Annotated in this window: 22 protein-coding genes; all 22 read left to right on the top strand. The window is 34.0% G+C overall.

Annotation, left to right across the window (positions count from 1 at the left end; genetic code table 11):
* A partial coding sequence (locus tag IGK14_RS17080) for a replication initiation factor domain-containing protein (protein ID WP_438712749.1) occupies nt 1-470 on the top strand: 470 nt, incomplete at its 5' end.
* Nucleotides 463-696, top strand: a complete 234-nt coding sequence (locus IGK14_RS17085) for a hypothetical protein (protein WP_438712751.1) — start codon at nt 463-465, stop codon at nt 694-696. The genes IGK14_RS17080 and IGK14_RS17085, both read left to right, overlap by 8 nt.
* A 19-nt stretch (nt 697-715) precedes the next feature.
* Nucleotides 716-1255, top strand: coding sequence for a hypothetical protein (locus tag IGK14_RS17090; RefSeq protein ID WP_438712752.1), 540 nt, complete (start codon nt 716-718; stop codon nt 1253-1255).
* Between the two features lies 1 nt (nt 1256).
* Nucleotides 1257-1604 carry a hypothetical protein gene (locus IGK14_RS17095; RefSeq protein ID WP_142425287.1) on the top strand — a complete coding sequence of 116 codons (348 nt, stop codon included), beginning with the start codon at nt 1257-1259 and terminating at the stop codon, nt 1602-1604.
* A 13-nt stretch (nt 1605-1617) separates the two neighbouring features.
* Entirely contained in the window at nt 1618-1881 is a 264-nt protein-coding gene (locus tag IGK14_RS17100) for a hypothetical protein (RefSeq protein WP_142425286.1), read from the top strand.
* 22 nt (nt 1882-1903) lie between these two features.
* Entirely contained in the window at nt 1904-2296 is a 393-nt protein-coding gene (locus IGK14_RS17105) for a helix-turn-helix domain-containing protein (RefSeq protein WP_142425285.1), read from the top strand.
* A gap of 1675 nt (nt 2297-3971) precedes the next feature.
* Entirely contained in the window at nt 3972-7520 is a 3549-nt protein-coding gene (locus IGK14_RS17110; RefSeq protein WP_438712755.1) for an MSCRAMM family protein, read from the top strand.
* Nucleotides 7521-7532: 12 nt separating this feature from the next.
* Nucleotides 7533-7862, top strand: coding sequence for a hypothetical protein (locus IGK14_RS17115; RefSeq protein ID WP_144316642.1), 330 nt, complete (start codon nt 7533-7535; stop codon nt 7860-7862).
* 21 nt (nt 7863-7883) lie between these two features.
* Nucleotides 7884-8045 (top strand): hypothetical protein, encoded by a 162-nt coding sequence (locus tag IGK14_RS17120; RefSeq protein WP_185938646.1) that lies wholly within the window; start codon nt 7884-7886, stop codon nt 8043-8045.
* A 58-nt stretch (nt 8046-8103) separates the two neighbouring features.
* Nucleotides 8104-8499: a hypothetical protein gene (locus IGK14_RS17125; protein WP_205821529.1), complete on the top strand. Its 396-nt coding sequence runs from the start codon at nt 8104-8106 to the stop codon at nt 8497-8499.
* 4 nt (nt 8500-8503) lie between these two features.
* A complete protein-coding gene (locus tag IGK14_RS17130) occupies nt 8504-9985 on the top strand; it encodes an ATPase, T2SS/T4P/T4SS family (RefSeq protein ID WP_438712758.1) in 1482 nt (493 codons plus the stop codon).
* A 13-nt stretch (nt 9986-9998) separates the two neighbouring features.
* A complete protein-coding gene (locus IGK14_RS17135) occupies nt 9999-10811 on the top strand; it encodes a type II secretion system F family protein (protein ID WP_260610878.1) in 813 nt (270 codons plus the stop codon).
* An 8-nt stretch (nt 10812-10819) separates the two neighbouring features.
* Entirely contained in the window at nt 10820-11572 is a 753-nt protein-coding gene (locus IGK14_RS17140) for a hypothetical protein (RefSeq protein ID WP_438712760.1), read from the top strand.
* A 15-nt stretch (nt 11573-11587) separates the two neighbouring features.
* Nucleotides 11588-11953 carry a hypothetical protein gene (locus tag IGK14_RS17145; RefSeq protein WP_272017759.1) on the top strand — a complete coding sequence of 122 codons (366 nt, stop codon included), beginning with the start codon at nt 11588-11590 and terminating at the stop codon, nt 11951-11953.
* A gap of 163 nt (nt 11954-12116) precedes the next feature.
* Nucleotides 12117-12896 carry a hypothetical protein gene (locus IGK14_RS17150; protein ID WP_438712762.1) on the top strand — a complete coding sequence of 260 codons (780 nt, stop codon included), beginning with the start codon at nt 12117-12119 and terminating at the stop codon, nt 12894-12896.
* A gap of 15 nt (nt 12897-12911) precedes the next feature.
* Entirely contained in the window at nt 12912-13919 is a 1008-nt protein-coding gene (locus IGK14_RS17155) for a conjugal transfer protein (protein WP_438712764.1), read from the top strand.
* A gap of 1 nt (nt 13920) precedes the next feature.
* Nucleotides 13921-14139 (top strand): TcpD family membrane protein, encoded by a 219-nt coding sequence (locus IGK14_RS17160; protein WP_142425277.1) that lies wholly within the window; start codon nt 13921-13923, stop codon nt 14137-14139.
* Between the two features lie 9 nt (nt 14140-14148).
* Nucleotides 14149-14565 carry a TcpE family conjugal transfer membrane protein gene (locus tag IGK14_RS17165; protein ID WP_438712767.1) on the top strand — a complete coding sequence of 139 codons (417 nt, stop codon included), beginning with the start codon at nt 14149-14151 and terminating at the stop codon, nt 14563-14565.
* Nucleotides 14566-14567: 2 nt separating this feature from the next.
* Nucleotides 14568-17078 carry an ATP-binding protein gene (locus tag IGK14_RS17170; protein ID WP_438712769.1) on the top strand — a complete coding sequence of 837 codons (2511 nt, stop codon included), beginning with the start codon at nt 14568-14570 and terminating at the stop codon, nt 17076-17078.
* 14 nt (nt 17079-17092) lie between these two features.
* Entirely contained in the window at nt 17093-19351 is a 2259-nt protein-coding gene (locus IGK14_RS17175) for a CD3337/EF1877 family mobilome membrane protein (protein ID WP_438712771.1), read from the top strand.
* Nucleotides 19348-20388 carry a bifunctional lytic transglycosylase/C40 family peptidase gene (locus tag IGK14_RS17180; RefSeq protein ID WP_144316667.1) on the top strand — a complete coding sequence of 347 codons (1041 nt, stop codon included), beginning with the start codon at nt 19348-19350 and terminating at the stop codon, nt 20386-20388. Before IGK14_RS17175 ends, IGK14_RS17180 begins: the two co-directional genes overlap by 4 nt.
* A gap of 9 nt (nt 20389-20397) precedes the next feature.
* On the top strand, nt 20398-20994 hold the full coding sequence (locus IGK14_RS17185) for a hypothetical protein (protein ID WP_438712773.1): 597 nt from the start codon (nt 20398-20400) through the stop codon (nt 20992-20994).
* Nucleotides 20995-21003: the final 9 nt, after the last annotated feature.

Here is a 21003-nt window from a genome sequence, read left to right on the forward strand (position 1 = left end):
AGAATAGGTACGAGATCCGGTTGATGGACGAAAAGGCAAATCGATTTATCGATGAATTTTTAACTACTTATGACTGCTCTCTTTTAATACGTTCAATCATTGATAAGTATGTTACTTTTTTTGATTATGATAAGTATAGAAAAGAATTGGTTGTTTCTAAGGAATGGAATGAATTATTGAAAGAAACGATCGATGTTGATTTTTCTATGGAACCAAAAGAAGTTTCTTTTGAAAAGTCTTATCGTTGGATGAATTATCAAGGGGGAAGGGTATTAAAGAAACTACGGTTATATGGCGAATATACTGGTGAGGATCTTATCGAAAAAATCATAGAGAATGCAGAATTGTCTGATGAAGACGAAATGCAGGTTGAGCAGGCTACAACGGATAGTGCCGATATTGTTGTTTTAGAAGGTATTGGCTATCTTAACAGAGAAACAGGACAAATATTTGGAGGTTCGTATGGATAAAATTGTACAAGAAATACCTAGAATAAAAGAATTTATTTATCGAATTGGTTCAAGGAGATTTAGCTTTCATGATATTGATAATTACCTGGTATCTGAGAAGCATGAAAAACCCTTCTCAACAAAGGAAAAAATGATTTTTGTTTCGTTTGCTAACAAGTCTATATTAAAAAGGACATACCGGCAGAGAGAAAAAACATTTGAAAGTATGTTCCAGCTGAACCATTAGATAAATAGTGAGGTGTTTTATGGAACGAAATGAATTTGTGGGAAAATATTTATCACTTGTGGAAGGGGTTATTCTTTCTAAGGTGCCAGATATTGACTTAAAAAAAGCTCCTAATCAGCAATGTTTCTATTGGGAAGAAGAGTTAATAGAACAAACCTATTATTCTTACGTCAGTGATCATAGGAGAAAGCCCGATTATGCGTTTTTAATGGATTGTGTGACCGATTTTGGCATGAAGCGCTTGGATTTATTTGATAAAAACGAACGCCAAGTTAGTTGTGATCAATTTGTTGAATTTTATATTGATCAATTAGAAAAAAGCCAAAAATTATTGGTCACAGATTACTCTTTTGAAGACTATCGTTTTATCTTAAAAAGAGAAAGATATATGGCGGAAAAATATTTTAATGAAAAGAGAAATGATTCTCCGTTATACAAAGAACTAAATATTGAAACTTCTAAAAAGGCTCAGGAAATGTTGTTGAATGTGTTAAATACACGATTTCAACATGATCTTGAGTCTTTTTATCATGGAATGAAATCTAAACGAGGTGCTTAATATGGGAGCATTTACGTTAAGTGATTACTTAAAGAAGCGTGGCTTTATGTGCTATGTTTCTAGTCCAAGTGATCAAGATGCAGAGGAATTTATGAAAATTTTGGTTAAAACAGGAAATCAAAATTTGAAGTTTAAACCATATGTACCAGTCTGTTACGAAAAAAAGTTGTCAGCGATCACTTCGTTAATTATTGAAGGGAGTAGCAAAAAAAGCATTTATTTTTATGACTTTTATAAGGCAACATTTTTTAAAAAAGATAATCGAGCAGCCAGGATAAAATTGTATGGCAGTTCGCTTAGAAGAAATGAGTTGATAACTGAAGTAAACAAATATTTTAGTAAGAAGTGAGGTGAAATTATTGGTGTTCGTAACGTTTGAGGAATTAAAGAAAGGCTTTTTTAGAAAAGTTCTTATGGTTATTTCTGCAAGATTTCCAACGATTCAAGAATCTGAAGTACAAGAAGAATTTTTAAAATCAGAAAAGTTACAGGAATTGCGCTCTATTGTACTTAACAAGTTTGGTGGTGATGTTCCTTTTTTAGAAACAGATCGATTGGAGGATCAGTTTTTGATTGGAATCATTGATGAAGTGCAGCGTTCAATTCAAAACAAACTTGCAAACTAATAGAAAAGAGTTGATGTAATTCGTGCCGAGTGGATTTTCTTATAATCTTAAAAGATTAAGAAAACAAACTCGATTAACACAAGAAGAATTGGCTGCCAAAACAAATGTTTCTGTAGCGACAATTAGAAACTATGAAAGTGGTCGTTCTTATCCTTCAAATGAAACAATTGAGAGATTATCAGATTCTTTAGGGTTTACTCCTAATATATTGGAGGGAATACCATTGATCAGGTACTCAGAGGACGATTTTAAGCGTTTTTCAACTCGATTAGATGAACTACAGGGCGATCCTTACGCTGTACGGCTCTTCATTTTGGAGCATATTTATTTGATTGATACAAAACTGTTGATCGAATTTGTTAAAAAACTTATGAATTTAGATATTTTATTAAATCTAGACGATTTGATGAAATAAAAAAACCATTGGCTGTCACCAATGGCAGTAGTTAAAACTTCGATTCAAAGTTTTAAGAAAATCTCTACAAAAAGGATTATATCATTAAAAAATACAAAAGAGCTGCTTTATTTAAATTTAATTTCTAATAGGCTTTCTTAAATAAACTGGTCAGTAATTTTTTTTAGATTGGGATATCTTCAAAGCCAAATTATATCCAACAAAAAAAATGATAAATTTGACTACTAAATTGGTAGTTGGTAAAGACTGCAAAGTATATTCTCCAAAGAATAAATCTGTAAGTACGATAAAAACTAGCGCAATTATAGATATTAAAAAGCTTTTAACAAAATATTTCATATAAACCTCTTTTCTATTCAATGTAAGAATACAATCGTTAAATATCCTAAGATAGTTTGACGATTATACAGATAGAAATTAAAAATAATTGGAAATATCAAATATATTCAAGAATAAGCTAACATAATTTTCTTTGAAATTATCCAAGAAAGGCTCTTTTTTGGTTATTAGCTTATAAAGACTTACTAATGCTGATAAAATAATGCAAAGCATGGAGTATAGTATAACAAATGACAGAACTATGATTAATACTTTAGTTAATTTTTCCATGAAGATGAATTCCTTTTTTTAGAAAATATTTTGGATAATATAGTGATAATTAAAACTCCTAATAAATACGAAAAAAAGTATACAAAGAAATCAGTTAGCAATTTTATTGCTGATAGGTCATTTAGGGTTAAGTCGTTACTTAGAAGATCGATAGAATAATTAACTATATTTAAAATAAGAGACATTAATGCTGCAGTAGATAGATGTTTCATTTTAGTACTCCTTTTTTAAATTATCGGGATTAAGTGATTACTTGCTTGTAGAGCATTAAATTGGAAGTTTTCTTTTAATAAAGTGTTTTAAAAAATAAAAGATAATAAAACGCCTAAAGAAAGTATTAGAGTAAATTCCATTACCCTTTCAGCAACTAAATTATTATTCTTAAGAAAGATAGTTTTAATCTTGTAAGGATTCCAAAATGATTGCCTTGCGTAACTTGGCGGATATACGTAGTCTAAAAGTCCATTGATCAAAAGTAACGGTAACCCCTTTATGATACTGTCTTGGAATACTAAGTAGACATAGTAGATAAGTAATGATAATTGAGCAATTCGGAGATATCTAATATTGGTAATTGGAAAATTCATAGTAACACCCTTTCTTTAAAAATTATCTCATATTAAAATACTTAGTCAAATAAAAAAATAAATTAACAATTATTTATAACTTGGCAAACGATAAATAAGTCTAATGAAGAATTATTAACAAGAGTGAAAATAGTCAGCAGTTGATTTCAAAATTGCTGACTTTATTCTGCTTTAATATCAAATTATAGAAACTGTAATTGATGAGCATAAAAAAAGATCTCCCTAGTTTCCGCTAGAAAGACCAAACAAACTATTATGTCCTTATTAATTATAAGTAAAAAAATATGAACTACAAAGAAAATGCTTATTTACTAATTGAGGGGTGATTTATTGAGTAATCGTTCTCCGCCGAATAAATGAAATAATCTTTAGAAAGGATGTGTAAATCATAAATGAGAAGGTTTAAGGCAAAGAAATTTTTCTTTTTAACACTTATCTTATCTTTTGTTTTCCTAATAACAATCGGGAATATTCATAGTGTGATTGCTATTGAATCGACTACTCCGCCTGAAGAAGATCAAGAAAAAACGAAGGTATCTGACCAGGTGCTTAATCAATCTGAAGAATCAGCTGTCGTACAAGGTGCAGATGGGTTGTTATACGTGGTGGCAGACAAATCAGACAAAGAACAGCTGATTTCTTCAGATACGCCACAAATCTCTGAAAAAACAGAAGGAGATTTTACAGCTGTTGAAGTAGGGATTGATGAAAAACGGCAAGAAAAAGCGGATCAGGCAGATAAAGAAATCAAAGACTTTGATGAAATTGATTTAGATGATGTTGAATCGCTGCAATCGGCAGTCAATAGTGAAGATCTTCCATTTATTGAAGAAGATCAAGTCGCTGAAGAATTGTCAAAAGCAAAAGATTTAGAGGAATCCGAACAGATTTTGATGCAAACACGTTTCTTTTACGCTGAAGAGATCCTCAATCAAACGAACAACTTGAATGATGTTCCTTCTATGCTGAAAGAAAGCAAAGTTGCCTTATTAGCTTCGGTATCAAAAACAGTATCTGAAACAACGATCAATCCGCCTTCTGGTTATCCTTGGCTAATGTATATTGTTCGTAGCAATGGCTATTCATATACAGAAGATCGAGGGATTCGCCGGACGATCGATGGAAAAGATGCCTTTTGTTTACAAGCAGGGGTAACAGCTACTAAGACCTATACGGATGCCGGAAGCAGTTATTTGAGTAGTTCACAAAAAGAAACGATCACGTCCATTATTAGTGCTTATCGTGAATTGGGTGGTTGGGCAAATAACGATGCCGGAAAGCAGCGATGGATGGCTGCACAAATTCTTGTTTGGGAAAACTCGAATGAGAAACCGAAAAGCATTACAATCACACCAAATCATAAAGCTGGTGTGACTGACTGGAAAAGCAAAATGACCACTCGTGCAAGTCAGATCCGTACACGCCCTCAATGGGATGCAACGTCTAAAACAGTTTATGAAGGAGAAAAAGCGACCTTTACTGTGAAAAACAGTTGGGGCGATCATAACCTCTATGTGGAATCCGTCAGTGGTGGCGCAAAAGCGACGATCAGTGGAAATAAATTAACTGTTGATACAAATGGATCTACTGCGACAAAAATCACTGTAAATATGGTGAAAGGGTCGAAAACAAATGAAAAATATCCAACTACTGTCTGGGCGAACGGTTCGTATCAAAAACTGGTCACCGGTTCTTTTTATGTGTCAACTTCCGTAACCGTTAATGTAAAGCGAAAAGGGACGGTGGATGTTTTAAAAGTAGATGCCGATACGAAAAAGCCACTAGCAAATGCAACTTTCCGCTTTACGTATGATGGAAAGTCAACAGACGTAAAATCAGGAACGGATGGAAAAGCAAAGCTAGGTGAGCGATTAAAAGCTGGTTCAGTTGTTAAAGTGAAGGAAATTACTGCTCCTTCAGGCTATAAATTGAATGGAACAGAGTTTTCGATTACGGTTGGGGAAAATACGAATGTAACGAAAACTTGGACGAATGAACGGCTTGCCGGGGCTGTTGAGTTATCAAAGATTACAGATGTTGATCAAAAATCACTTGATGGTGTTGTATTTACGCTATACAAATCTGACGGTACGATTTTAAAAGATAACTTGAAAACAGATGCTACCGGAAAGTTGAAAGTAACAGACCTTTCTCTAGGATCTTATTACTTTAAAGAAAAAACTACACCGGTTGGATTTGAATTAGATCCAAAAAACTATTCTTTTGAAATTACGGATGCCGTTACAGAAGAGAAACCGGTTAAAATCACTATTACAAATAACTATTTATTGTCAGTATCTAAAACTGTGTCTGATAAAAATGAAAGCAATCAAGTGAAAAATACTTGGACTGCCCGATCGGATGATTTTCTTCAGTACGATTTGACTACAACCACAATAAACAAACTTGGTTCTCGCTATTTAGCAGATTTTATTTTAGAGGATCAGTTTGCAGCTGATAAGGTTACTATTTCTACCGTGCAAGTCCTGGCACAAGGCATTGATGTGACGGATAAATTTTCAATTACAAAAGATACAACAAATGGCAAAGTGATTGCAACGGCTAAAAGTACCGCACTATCAGATCCTGATTTTTATAATAAGTCATATGATTTACGTACAAAAATGCTTATTAAGCAAGAAGTTTTAACCGCAAGTACTAAAACAGCACTTAGTTTCAATAAGCAAGGAAGTGTAAAAACCGGTACTAAAAATATTGATTCAAACGTGGTTACAACGTTGCTACCGGTATTTAAACTTACTGTGAACCACGTGGCAGAAACAGATAAAAAGCTGCTTAAACAAGAGTTAGATACGAAATACGATGGGGAAGCGTATGAGTACCAACCTCGTGAGGATTTATTTGATAGTAAAGGGAACCGCTATCGATCAAAAGTGATTCGAAGTGGTTTTGTTGAAGGTAAGGATCTTTTATTGGAAATCCCTTATTATCTTCCTTCTATTGATTTAAATGCTGAAAAAATATCGATTTTTACTGGGAAGGCTTCTGTCACTGGAAGTTTAGATGCAACTATTTCTTTATCGAAGAAAACCACTTATGATGCAGAGTTGAAGAACGTTAAATTTCGTTTGGGTGTGACTGATCAAAAACAGAAGAAAATGGTTTATAAAAAAGACTTTTCTTTGTCAGATTACAAAGATTCATTTGATTTAACTCTTCCAACAGCAGGACTAGAAAAAGGGGAAAAAGTGCCATATTCAGTTACTATTCAGGTGATTGAAAATCCTGATAAGGTGAAGGCTGAAACAGATACGCTTGATTTTCCAACGTTTGGTTTTACTTCTTCAGAAAAGATTTTAACGAATGATCAGTTAAGTGGTGGAAAATTGTCTTACAGTGGTGTAGTGAAGACAGAATCAACAAGAAAATCAAAAGAATATGTTGAAAGGAAAGAAACACTGGTACTTGATTTTGCAGAAAATGGCGCTTCAAAAACTGGCTATGGTCTTCCTATAGAAGTAAATCCTAGTTACACTAGCGAGATTCAGGAAACGCCTTTAATAAGCTTTGCATTTTCGGCACCGTCTAAATTGGTTGATTCCTATTTTGATTTACAGTATGCACCTACGAAAGGAATTGTTCGAATCCCGCTTGATCGTACGATGAATAAAGTGAATTCGCTAGAACAGTCGTCACTAACACTAGCGAAATTTGAATTTCCTAAAGTAAGCGTTGAAGAGAAGACTGGCGCACTGTATACACAAGAACAAGTCAAAAATTCAACGAAAAAAATAGAAAATCCTTTATTAGACGGTGGCAGGCTCTTCTATCTTCCTATTTGGTCAAAACTTGGCAATTACAATTTGATGTTTCAGTCTAATTCTTTTGGAAGAAATTTTATTCAAGTGAATTTGAACCAAAAATTAGATGTATATGCTTATATGTACGCAACTATGGATAGTAAAACAAAGGAGAGGGATGAATTACTTTTAAGCCCTATCTATCCTCAATCTGATATTCCTGAAGGATGGAATAAAGAAGATATTGCTTGGTTGAAGGGCAAATAAGGAGTGTTTTTGATGTATGGTACAAACGTTTATGACATAAGGCAAGAATTTGTTAGAACAAGAATAGGTATCAGAAAGATTGTTGCTCGCTTTATTGGTGTAATAGTCTTTTTATTTTTGGTAAAGCAGGTATTAGGAATTACTTCTGTGTATATAAGTGAGAGTGTAGGATCATTCTTATCTTTTAATGGCACATTTTCTAATGCTTCTGTACTAACTTCTGCAATACAAAGCAATCAATTCATTCAATCGATTGTTGTTTTTGTTACTGGTTTGTTTAGTGTCTTTACTAGATTTTTTTCGGAGATAAAAGAAATACTTACACAACAAATTAAAAAATAAATAATAAAGGTGGAAATATAAATGAATAATTTAGATACAAATACAGATAGAATTGTAGCCGTTGGTGTTGCATTGGCATTTATCGGAGGGATTGCTGCACTTGCATTGAAGGGGTTCCCTGAAATTACAAACACTGTTTTAACGTCTATGAAAACATATATTACCGGTGTGTTACCTAAATAAATAAGAAGTAAGGCGAGTAGAAAAATGCTACTCGCTTTTACTTTTAAATAATGAGGTGTTGAACATTTTATCAGGATATTGGCGAATAGTATTAACTCTAATAGGTACAGTGGTTTTAGCAGGTTTTATTGCTTTTATGTTCTTAAATTCATATTCGAGTGATAGCAATGCTATGACTTTAACAGAAACACTAAGATCAACGGCGTTATCTAATAAGGATGATGCTGCTCGTGTTAGTCCAGGTGAGTTTTACATGGATAAAGAAAATTTTGAAAAGGAATTTTCTGAATCGATTTTAAAGCAGCCACTTTATAAAGGAAAAAAAGTAGAAATTACTTTCGATTATCTTAAAACCAATGATCAAAAAGGCGTGAAAGGGATCAAGGTTTTTGTGGAAGCAGATGGAGTTATTGATCAAGCAACTTGTGTTTTAAGCAAGCCAGGAAAGGAATGATAGGATGGCAGTAAAACTTGTGGATCAATCAGAACAGTTACAAGAATCAAATGAACGTCAATTTTCAAAAGCGAATATCATACAAACAACTATTAACAAATCTGTTCTTAATGTAAAAACAAAATTTGATCACGAAAATAATAAGGAGCAAGGTTTGTTTGAAAAAGGAGTTTCTGATAATCAGTTAAAAAGCATTCGAGAGGATTTAGTTTCTCACCATGCCGATTTGATACTTAGTTCTTTCGTAAGTAAAGAATCACGAAAAGCATTGGTTGATATAGTGTTTAAGGAACAACGTTTTTCTAATGATGATACTGGTCATGATAAAGCTGAATATATCGTGAGTGAGATTGTCGGCTTAGGTTTTATTGAAAAAATTCTAATTGATGATGATTCAATTACTGATATTGGTTGGAATGGTACATTTTTGACGGTTCAGAGCAACGATCGTTACCAGGTGTTTACACCAGACGAATTAATGCTAGATGATCCGGAAACAGCAATTTTTCGTATTGTTAAAAAGTTTGCGGATTCAGTTGGGAAATCATTTAATCGCAGTTATCCAATTTTAGACAGCGTAGCAGGAAATTTGCGTATAAGTGCAATGCACCAAATTTGTAGTCCAGATGGAACAACAATGTCACTTCGGGTCGTGAAACCTAATTTAGCTTTAAAAGAAGAAAATTTCACTGATTTTGCGCCTGAATTTGTCTTAGATTTTCTGCGAACTGTTATGGCTACTAGGGCGAATGTTGTTGTTGCAGGTGAAACCGGATCAGGAAAAACAGAATTGTTAAAGTTGCTTTTATCATTTTCAAATAAGGAAGATCGTATTTTGATGATTGAGGACGTACAAGAAACACACGTTAAAACTTTATTGCCTGAACATGATATTTATTCCTGGGTAACTTCTGAGAAAGTAAAAATTATTGATGAAGTAGTTACCTCGTTAAGAAATTTTCCCAAGTGGATTGTTGTGTCAGAAACGAGGGGATCAGAAGCTTATGAGATGATTCAAGCTGCACTGACGGATCACAAAATCATTACTACCGTTCATGCGGTCAGTTGTCGAGCAATTCCCAGAAGGTTTATTACAATGTCTAGTATGGGTTATTCTGTCAATGAAAAATCAGTTGAAGAGGATATTCTAACGTATTTTGATTTTGGCATACATATTAAAACATTGAAGGTGCCGATCGATCGAGAAAAAAACTTATTCCGAATTGTACGTTATCTATCAGAAGTTGTTGAATATTCAACAGAAGGTATAAAAACTTTGTTTAAGCAGACCTATTACTATGGGAAGTTTTACGTGACGACTGGTGAATTATCAGAAGGGTTTAAAGAAAGAATGGGAGAAAAATTTGTAAATTTTGATTTTCCTGTTATGAAGAATCAAGAAATTGAAAAATCAGAAGAATTGACGAAATTCCTTAGAAAGGCAAGTGAAGCATATGAGAATAAGCAGCCTGCAAACTCAAAATAGAAATCGAGTTAACTTGGAAGAATTACATGCACTAAGTAGTGCGTACGGTAAAAAAATGCAAAGCAAGGAGATCATTTTAATGGTCGGCTTTCCTGCGCTATTACTTGGAACCTTTGTTTGTTTACTCACTTACTATTGGTTTACCGTTATTCCGGCTGTTGTTCTAGGTGCAATTTATGGGTATCGTATTATCCTTCCTAAGATCGTTAAAAGAAGGTATGAATCTCAATCATTATTAGCTAGAAACAAGTTTATGAACAATATGACACAAGTTATGAGCGATCCTAATCGTACAGTGAACCAATCGATTGATTATGTGTTATCTCGTACGAATGGTGAATTACACAAGGAATTGAAAGAATTGCTTACGTCACTAGCAGTTGGATCAGATCCTGAAAGAGTAACAGAGTTAATTTATCAATTCGGGAAAAAATATCAAGAGGATAACTTGTTTAATCAATTTTTAGAGCAGTTAGAAACAACGATTCATGAAGGAAAAACAAACATTGAAGCAATGCAGGATCTAACCGAACACCATAATGATATGCTTCAAAAAAGAAATGACTTTTTTAAATTAAAAGATCAACATTTAGGCGGAGTAAAGCTGCTATCCATAATTATTGTTGGGCTAATTCTAATGCTTCATATGACTTCTTATATGATGAGTGGCGGAATGGAAATGTACATGTCGGGATTTGCTCATAACATTATAGGCTATATATGCGTAAGTATTTTTATCCCTTCTTATTTGTATGTTTTACATGGCTTTATCAATAATTACTTTGATGATTCAGTTATGGAAGTGCAGGTGAAGACTAAAAAATGAGAATTAGTATGGATTCGACAAATAATCCAAGTGATCCTAAAAGAAACGGCTACCTTAAATTAATACCTGAAAAAAATTTATATGAGTTAAGAGAAATGAACAATAGCATGCAAGATATTTTGATGTGGGAAAAAAGGAATGTGCGTAGAGCGGTTTTATTCATATTGGTCTTTGGTATTTTTGGTGTGCTAATTGACTTTCGTTTCGCTTTTTTAGGCATTGTATTTGCGGTTCTTGATGGAAGAAATCAGTTCAAAAAAGTTAGCTTAGTTTACCAACAGTTTCGCTTTGAACGCCAATTACAATTTTTTAAGTTTGCCAGGCTTTTGATACCGCTGCTAAAACAGACAGGCGATGGAGTAAATCTGAACGCAATCTTTATTCGCTTGGTAAATAGAATGCCACATGATATTGATAAGAATTTATTGCAAAAACTAATTACAGATATGTCTTACTATTCCGAAAATTTTTATCCATTTGAAGTCTTTGCAAATCAAATGTCAGGAAGTGAAAATAGTGTTCTTTTCATGCAAACGTTGTTCGACTTGGATCAAGGAGCGCTTGATTTAACTGTTATAGAGCGGTTAGGACAAATTGCTAGTAAGGAAATGATGTCTGGTATTGATCAGATTATTGCGTTCAAAGAACGTAAATTCAGTTTGTTATATACAAAGATTTTGATGTCTGTTGTTGTATTGATGTTTGGCTTTGGAATCTCTATCGTGGTTTATCAAATTGGTGAGATGGGTATTTTCTTTTAAGAAAGGAGAATTACAGTGGGTTTAGATCATAGTGTTTCTGAAATTTTTAGGATGCTGCTTGGATTTTTCCTTGCGTGTTGTTTGCTTTCTGTAGTGGTGTTTTCCTACCAATTACAGACACTTAACACGTTTCGTCAGCAAGTCAATTATCGAATCGAGCGAAAAGGGGGCTTGACGACTGAAGCAGTGAAAGAGATTAATCAGTATTCAAAAGAATATTTTCATGGATGGTATACGGTTGATAGCAAACAAATTGGGAATAAGGTTATTTTTGGTGAAAATGTTGATTACAAAATTATTGGTACTTATCCAATCGCATTTTTGCCACTTCCTGATTTAAATGTGGAAGTTCCTGGTCAAGCAAGTTCACAGGTAAGGTGATGATATGAATGAAAATCTATCAAGATTATTAGGATTGGTATTGCTGATCATGATTGGCATTTTAGTTATTCCTATGGTTATTAATAGTTTTGATCAAATGAAGGATTTATTTGATCAATGGGTACACATAAAAAATATAAAAATGTAAAAGGAGTTCTTTTCTATGGAAAATATGTATCGAGTACAGTTTAAAGGTTTTAATAAAAAGCTTAGTAAAAAATTTCGTTTAATCAATGAAAAAGGTATATATGGTGTTTTTGAGGTACAGCAAATCCTTTCTGAGTTACAAAAATCTATTACAAGTATTGAAAAGTTGACGTTATTAGTTAAGAACATTGAAAATTCATTGGTTCTTGAATTTGATAATATCTATATTGATCCTAGCAGCAAACCATTTCAAGTTTTGGATGAAATTCAAAAGCAATTATTAGAAGCCGGTGATGATATTGATGGTGCAGAAATCTATACTGCGCTGAATAGACAATATAATAATGAAATGACTATGATACCAGCACCAAAAGAAAAAAGAAAATTTTCGTTGGTAGCAATTCTATCTTCTTTCTTAAAGAAAGAACCTGAAACATTTAATGGTGTACCGCCTTATGCCCAACCGTTTATGGATGTTGCTGATACTAAGGCTAAACAAAATTTAAATGAAGTGGTTCATGCGGAACCAGTTTATTATGACTATCAAATGTTATTCCGGCTTAAAGGTGATCAAGTGATCGAATGTTCGTTTGAATCAGAACATGAAACATTAGAACGAAATGCAGCACTGAAAAAATATTTTACTTGTAGGGGAAGAACCATTCAGGTTGAAGATCAAGAAATTAATATTTCTGATATTGAAGGAATTCGCTTGGTTAAAGTCGATGTTACTAATCTTTTTCAACTTCCTGAAGATGTCGGCAATTACGATTACTTAGTCGGCATACCTGAGTAGGAGGTAAAAAAGTAGATGGCATTAGTTATTAAAAATAATGAACCGGCAATCGATCAGTCAAAAATTGCAGTTCCTGGTAAAAAAATAAAATTGAAGAATAGTAAAACAAAGGATGCGATCCCAAAAAGCAATCGAAGTATTGCGAAATGGTATCGCACTTTTGTTTGGTCGGGCATAATTTTCTTCTTTTTCTGTAGCTTTCTTGCGCTATTTAAAGCGACTACCTCTGCTCGTTATAACAGTGAAGTCATTAGTGGAGTTCAAAGTTTGAAGGAAGAATTATCGGCAATAAAACAAACGAATATAGATGATTTAAAAGTTGATGCGTATTTTTCTGACTTTTTACCAATCTATTTTGATATTGAATCAACGAATATTGATCAGAAATCGAAGCGAGAAGAGTTATTGGGGCAATATTTTAAAGATACAAGTGACCTAACAATGAATGTACCAGGTGATCGAAGTCTGAAAAACTTTCGCTTGGTCGATGTTTCTTCAGCAGATAATGGTTGGATTGCTAAATATGAAGTTACCTATACTGCAACAGATGATGAAAAAAAGAATACACAACAGTTTCACCAGGTAATTAATATGCCATTTTTATATGAAAATGGTGTATTTGCAATGACGGAAACACCTTATTTTACTGCTTTAGAAAGTCAGTCAGGTTTAGTTGATCGTACGGAAAATAATTTGTCCGGTCAATCTGAGATTGATTCTGATAAAAAAGAGCAGATACAAGCATTTTTAGATCAATTTTTCAAAAACTATGCCAGTACAAACGAATCAGATATGGCATATATGATGCAAGATCCTGAATCCTTGAAAGGGGAATTTGAATACATTTCTTCAGAAAATAAAGTTTATGATGGTGGATCAGGATCTTGGAAGGTCAAATCTGAAGTAACCTTCCAATTACCAAAAACCAGCTTTATGAATACAGAAAACATGACATTATCATTGGTACAAAAAGATGGGAAATATTTTGTAGAAAATTTAACACACACTATAGGGGGAAATTAATATGCCAACAACAAGCGGAATTTTAGACTATGCAAAAAAAGAAGGAATTAATATTGTTTGGATTATTTTGATTGGATTTGCGATCAAATTTTTTTATAAGCAAGAATGGGGTAAAGCCGCAGGTTTCTTAGCAGGTGGCGGATTAGTTGCGTATATTGTAAACAATCCTCAAGTTGTTTCTCAAGCTTTTGAAAAAGTCAGTCAAATGATTTTTAAATAAGAGGGATGTGTGAATTTGAAGAATTGTTTTAATTACAAGAAAGTATTTGATGATTCAATCAAAATTCGTCAATTTGGGAAACTGTCATTGCCTATGGCAGTTCCCCTTAATCGATTGATACTCTCTGCTTTTCTTTTACTCATTTTATACGTTTTTTTTAAAACTCCAATTAGTTGGATCGATTCTTTATTTCATGGATTGAAATTTGTGATGTATTTAGGAATTCCGTATTACATATCTGGAGTTATTGTTCGTTTGAATCCTGATGGGCAAAAATTACATTGGTACCTGGTTGATTTATTTTATTATTTACTTTTTATACGGTTGCCAAACAAAGATTTTTGCCAGGATGAAATGATTGAAAAACTTGCTATTACTAAAATTGATAACTATGAAACAGTTCCTAACGAGGACACAAGGAGGTAACAATGAACACTGTCACGTATGCTAAAAATCCTATAAAGACACTCCATAAAAATATGATTTTAAACCAGGATGGATATGTTTGGGCTTACTATCGTATTTCGCCGGAAGATACGAATCCAAACAACTTTGAAAAATTAGAACGGTTCAAAGAAAATTGGGCAAAATTCTTTCGAAAGACATTGCCTAAATATAAAGAATTTGATTTATTTCTATATCCTAAAGATAAACAGCTTATAAATCGTTTTAAAGCGTTCCAGAATGACCTTGATAAGGATTCGTTTTCTATGGGAACTAAATATATGTCTCGAACGGTAGAAGCCTTAAAAAGCGAACTAGGGGATATTACAGAAACAGACTTTATCATGGGCATTCGAATTAAAGATGTGTACGATAATCAAAATCCGATTGAATCGGTGAAGCGTGTATCTGATGATATTGCAGATAAAGTATTGATATGGTTAGGGAAAAAACAACCGATCGATCTAGCAGCCTTTCACAACGTTCAGCAGTTAGAAGAAGAATTGTTTCGAGTGATTCACAGCAGAAAAGGGAAACGACTATCTGAAAAAGATATGATCTACTTGAATCGGTTAAATTATATTCGAAACATTGATCACGATATTATGACGGAAGCAAAAAGTATTGAACGGATCAATGATTCTATTGTAGATCCTGTTTCAGACGTTGGATTTATCCATTTAAGATCTGACAATGGCAATAGTTGCGTTTCTTTCATTCCGATCGCTGAATTTGAAGATCACGATATTTCATACAATCACTTATTTCATTTAGCGCAACAAATGGATTTTCCTTGTGAACTTCGAATAAAAGGAAGTTATGTTGAAGTTGATGGTGTTGGTGGGTTTGCTTCAAAAGTAGGGGTTCAAAAAAGACGGCATAAGACTGAAGGAACAGAATCTTTGCAGGCCGGTGATTCCGTTACACAACGAACAAAAAATAATTTGATTCTTACTGAAAAGTTATCTGATGAAATTGATCAAAAGGAACCGATCATTCGTTGGATGGCTTGTTTTGTTGTGTACGGAAAGGACAAGGCGCAATGTAAAAGAAGAGGGGATGCGTTGATTAATACCCTGGATAATCTACGAGTGCGTGCTGTACGTCCTAGTGCAAAGCAGCTGTATTTATTCTATAAGATGCTGCAAGGCAATTCTATTGATCATGCTCGTGACTGGATTCAAATTTCTAATGGAACAACCTTAGCTGAAGTATTATTTGCGGTGACAAATAATGTAGGTACCAATGTTGGATGGTATTTTGGTCGAACTGATGGATTTTTGGAATCGGAAACCAGGGAACAAAGCTTATTAGCTTCTAGGAATATCGTTCAGTTTAATCCTTATGTAGCTAACCAGGGGCAAGCAACTGCAATGACAGATAGTCCACATATTGCGATTACTGGTGAGACCGGTAAAGGGAAATCGTATTTAACAAAGATGCTTTTTTTCTATTTATCGTATATGAAGGGGAAAGTTTTATATATTGATCCTAAGCAGGAAATGAGAGAACAGTTTCTATTTACTGCGAACGATCCAACCATGCAAAAACAATATCCTGATTTTGTTCGCCACTTAAAGAACTTTCACTACGTTACCCTTGATGCTCGATTTAAAGAGAATCATGGTGTTTTAGATCCAATCGTATTTTTGAAAGGTGTGGATGCAAAGGACACTGCCCAGGCAATGATCCAATCTATTTACAACTTAGAAAACAAAGAAGAGGTTGAAACCTTTATTAACGAAACTTTGGATCAAGTGATTGAAGAGCGTGAAATGGGCGAAAAAGTTGGCTTGCTAACAGTGATTAAACGGCTGCAAGATTCTGAAATTGAAAATATAAAGCGTGCCGGAAATTTACTGTTTTCGAAAATCAATAAAAGTATTTTACATTTGGGATTTTCAGATGGAGAAATTGAAGGATTGGATTTGAAAAAACGTGTCACTATTTTGGAAGTTGCTGGTTTGGATCTACCGGAACAAGATACGTCAATGATTGATTATTCTGAAGCAAACAAAAAATCTGTTTGCTTGATGCTTCCACTAGGTAAGTTTTGTGAACAATTCGGTGAAGCAAATCGAAAAGAGTATACCGTTGAAATCTTTGATGAAGCCTGGATATTTGAAAAAGCGAAAGGCGGTAAACAAATTTTAAAATCTATGCAACGTGTAGGACGTTCCTTCTGTAACATTTTGGTGTATTGTACACAGTCTGTAAAAGATTTACAAGATGATCAAAATACAAGTAGTTTTGGTACAGTGTTTGCATTTGATTGGGATAAAGAAAGAGACGGTATTCTACAACATGTTGGTATTGAAGTGACGGATAGAAATCGTAAAATCCTATCGAACATGAAAAAAGGTCAATGCTTTTTCAAAGACATTTATAATCGAGTAGCCAAAATAACCGTTGATTGTTTGTTTCCTGAATGGGATCTTGCTATGAAAACGGTCGAACGTACTGCTTCTAGTGATGCTGAAGTGAAATACGCTTAGAAAGGGTGTTGTTGATGAAATTATGGAAAAAGCTAGTCTTCGGGGCTGTTTTATTGATTGGACTATGCTTGTTTACAACAACGACTGTTGCGTATGCTGAACAAGCGCCAATTAGAGATACGGAAGTTTCTGATCAAACGCAAACGTACAATTTAGATTCTTATGGTAGTCAGATGGTAAGTGAAGAGGGATGGGCTTCATTCTTTAATATCGATACTGGTCAATGGATCAACAGTGGCGCAAATATCTTTTTTGAATTCAATAAGATCTCTTTTTCCGTATTCCGAAAAGGAATCGAATTGTTTGGAGAAGCCAGTGTTTTGCAAGATAACATTTCTACATTCACCAGTTATTCTAAAAACCTTTTTGATACGTTATATGGAAAATTTGGCTTAACAATTATTGTGTGTATGGCTGTGTACATTTTTTATTTGTATTTTGCTAAAAGTCCGCAACGAGCGATGAAACAGTTCGTTGCTTTTATGATGGTTATTGTATTTGCTTTTGGTTGGAATGCGAAAGGCAAAGATCTTGTAAAAGGATTTAATACAATTTCTAACGAAGTTCAAGTTGCTTTGCTGCAATCAACAGCGAATAACCAGGGAAATACAAAAGTGGATGCAACTGTTTTGGTGCAAAACACACTTTTTGATCTTGCAGTGAAAGAACCCTATTATCTGATGAATTATGGAAAAACAACAAACATAAATACTCCTGAGAATCCTAAAAAAACAAGTGAATTTTTGTATCCTGGAAAAACCACTAAAGATAAACTTGAAAAGGTTCAGGATAATGTTGATGAAGCAGCAGAAACGAATGAATATTTGCAACCTTCAAAAGCTGGTTGGAAGTTAGCGGTAGGATTTTTATCACCAATCATGACTATTTCTATCGGATTTCCTTTATTGGCAATTCAATTTTTAAATTTCATGGTGGAATTAATTGTTTTGGTTGTTTCTGGATTTATTGGTTTATCGGCGTTTATTAGTTTAATTCCAAAGTTCCAGAACGCAGTATGGAAAATGATGCAGTTTTTACTAGGTGCTTTTGGTATAAGGGTTCTATTGGGATTAGCCTTTTTAATGTTGGTGTCCGTAATCAATGTGATTCGTACGGCAATCCCTTCAGATGGTATTTCAAACTATGTTTTGCAGGTTATTGCTATTTGTGTGGTCATTTTCTTTATCTGGAAAAATAGAGATAAAATTGTTTATATGATCACTGGCGGAGTGGTTGCTTCAATGGATGGGGGGATTCTTAATAAAGCCACTAAACCAGTGAAGGATCGTGTTAAAAGTGGTGCCAAGTATGCCGGTGACATTGCTGGCTTGGCAACGGTCGGTGTTCCTCTAGGCAGTTCTATTGGTCAAGCAGGTTCACAATTATCTGATTACACAAAAGAAAATGAGCACGGTATTTATGAGGATCGTATTGCTAGAAAGCAAGAACGAAATTCAGGAGATTTTGTTATGGATAGTGGTCGAAAATCTGGCGAATCTTCTTTGAACCAGGATTTTGCTGCAACCAGGTCTTCTTTTGTTGTTCCTGATGAAACAAGAGAAGCTAATCAGAATAATGAAGAAAAGAAAACAGCTTTAGATCCTTTAATTGCTTTCAATCCGGCTAGTAGTTCTGATCCGAAACTTGGAGAAGTATCTGATACATTAAATGATATTGAAAGTAAAATGTTATCAGAAGTTCCAGATTCCTCTAGTCATGAAACGTCTGATACAAAAAGTCGTGAATCTAAAGAGAACAGATTGTTGGAAGATTTGGCAGATGATCAAAATGCTTCTGTTAACCAATCGAATCGATCCAAGTATCAATTAGATTCTCCAAGAGAATTAGGCGTTATGAAAGATCAAGTGGCATTGTCGTCCGCTCCCGTAGAAAATTATAATCAGAATCAGATTGATGTGCCTTTAGAAAATCAGACGACAAGTCAATTAAGTATCGAAGATATGGTTCTTTCAGGACAGTCGCAGGTTCTTTCTGAAGGTCAAAATGAACACTTTCAAAGCCCTATAATTAATTCTGATCAATCTATAAATCCGGAATTGACTACGGTAAGCAATGATCAATATTCACTCTATTCGACAGAAAATAGCAGTGAAGCAGTATCAGTGCATAATGAATTTGAGCCAACGAGAACCGTTCGTGAAACACTTCAATCAGATTCAAGTTCTATACGTGAAATTCCTGAGCAATTAAAATCCACGTCAGAAAGAAGCATGGATAATTTTGACTTTGGTTTTAGTGGAGGTCTTGAATGAAAAAAATTCTGATTGTTCTATTCCTTTTTTCTTCCTTGATTATTACCCCAGTAATCTTATTTACTGGGGGTTTTTCTAGTTCGAAGAATGTTGCAGAAGCGGAAGTGATCGAGGGAAATCTTAATATTAGCCCTGCCGTTTCTAAATGGAGAGGAGAAGTAGAAAAATCTGCCAAGAAATGGGGCATTCCTGATAAGGTTAATTGGATTTTAGCTATCATGATGGTTGAAACAGGTGGATCAGAACGTGATATAATGCAAAGTTCAGAATCTAAAGGACTACCTATGAACTCAATTTCCAATGAAAAAGAAAGTATTGATGCAGGGGTAGAACATTTGTCAAAAGCCATTAAATCAGCAAAAGAACTAGGCTGTAATGATGAAGCAGCGATTGGGGCGTATAATTTTGGTTTGGCATATGTTTCTTATGTTGCTAAAAACGGTAAAAAGCATTCACTAGAGATTGCCGAAAAGTATTCACGAGAAGTTGTGGCTCCTTCTTTAGGCAATAGTACCGGTCAAAGATACTCGTATGTAAATGCGATTTCATTGAAGTTTAACAAGACTTATCTGTATTTGAATGGTGGGAACTTTTTTTATGTAGAAATGGTTAAGCAGTATATTGGTGGATCAAGTGGTCAAGCTGCAAAACCTGCCAAGTTTTTTTCAGCTATGAAAACGGAAATGGAAAAATACCAGGGATGGCCATATGTTTGGGGCGGAAAAAATCCTACTACCGGATTTGATTGTAGTGGTTTTACTTCTTATCTTTACGCTAAAGTTGCCGGAATTAACATTGTCAGCTATACCGTCACACAATATGAACAAAGTGAAGCAGTTTCTGTAAAAGATGCCCAGGCAGGGGATCTTATTTTCTTTCGTGGCACGTATGGTGACCCTAGCTTCATTTCTCATGTAGGAATCTATGTAAATGAAACAACTATGTATGACAGCAATTCTAGTGGCATTGGGTATCATAATTGGACGGACAGTTACTGGTCTAAGCATAGTCCAGAAATTCGAAGAGTAAAACAATAGGAGGAAATTATGAAAAAAGGATTGTTTTTGACTATACTACTTTCATTTGTTGGTATGATCTCGTTTTATGTGTTTTTTGTTGGAAAAGATAGTAAGAGTGTTGAAGCTGAAGGCAAAGAAATGACTTTAAGCAAAGTATCAAAAGATCCGGAAAGCTATTTGAGTTTTTCGACAGAAAATCGTGCAGAACCTGCGATCGTAAAAAATGATTCAACTGAAGCGTATGTCTCAAATAGTGATACCAGCGATTTATCTCCGGAAAATGCGTTAAAATTGGCAGACGAATTTATCGCTGCATTTTATGAGTATTCTAGTATTGAAGAAAGAAATCAAGATTTAAAATATTTAATGACGGATGCTTTGTATCAAGAATACCGATTACCAGAAGAATCACCGCAATTATCGGAAGTGAGCGCACAAATAAATAATAAATCACTTTATATTTCCCCAGAAATGACCGATACTATTACTATCATAGCTTTAGTTGATTTATCAATTCAGAATGTTCCTCAAAGTATGTTCATTCAGATAGATTTTCATTCTGAAGATAGTACGATTCTTATTGATAATCTATCATTCAAAAGCTTTATATCTGAAAATCAGTAACTGGAAAAG

Source organism: Enterococcus sp. DIV0970a, assembly GCF_051711265.1.
Lineage (GTDB): Bacteria > Bacillota > Bacilli > Lactobacillales > Enterococcaceae > Enterococcus_D > Enterococcus_D casseliflavus.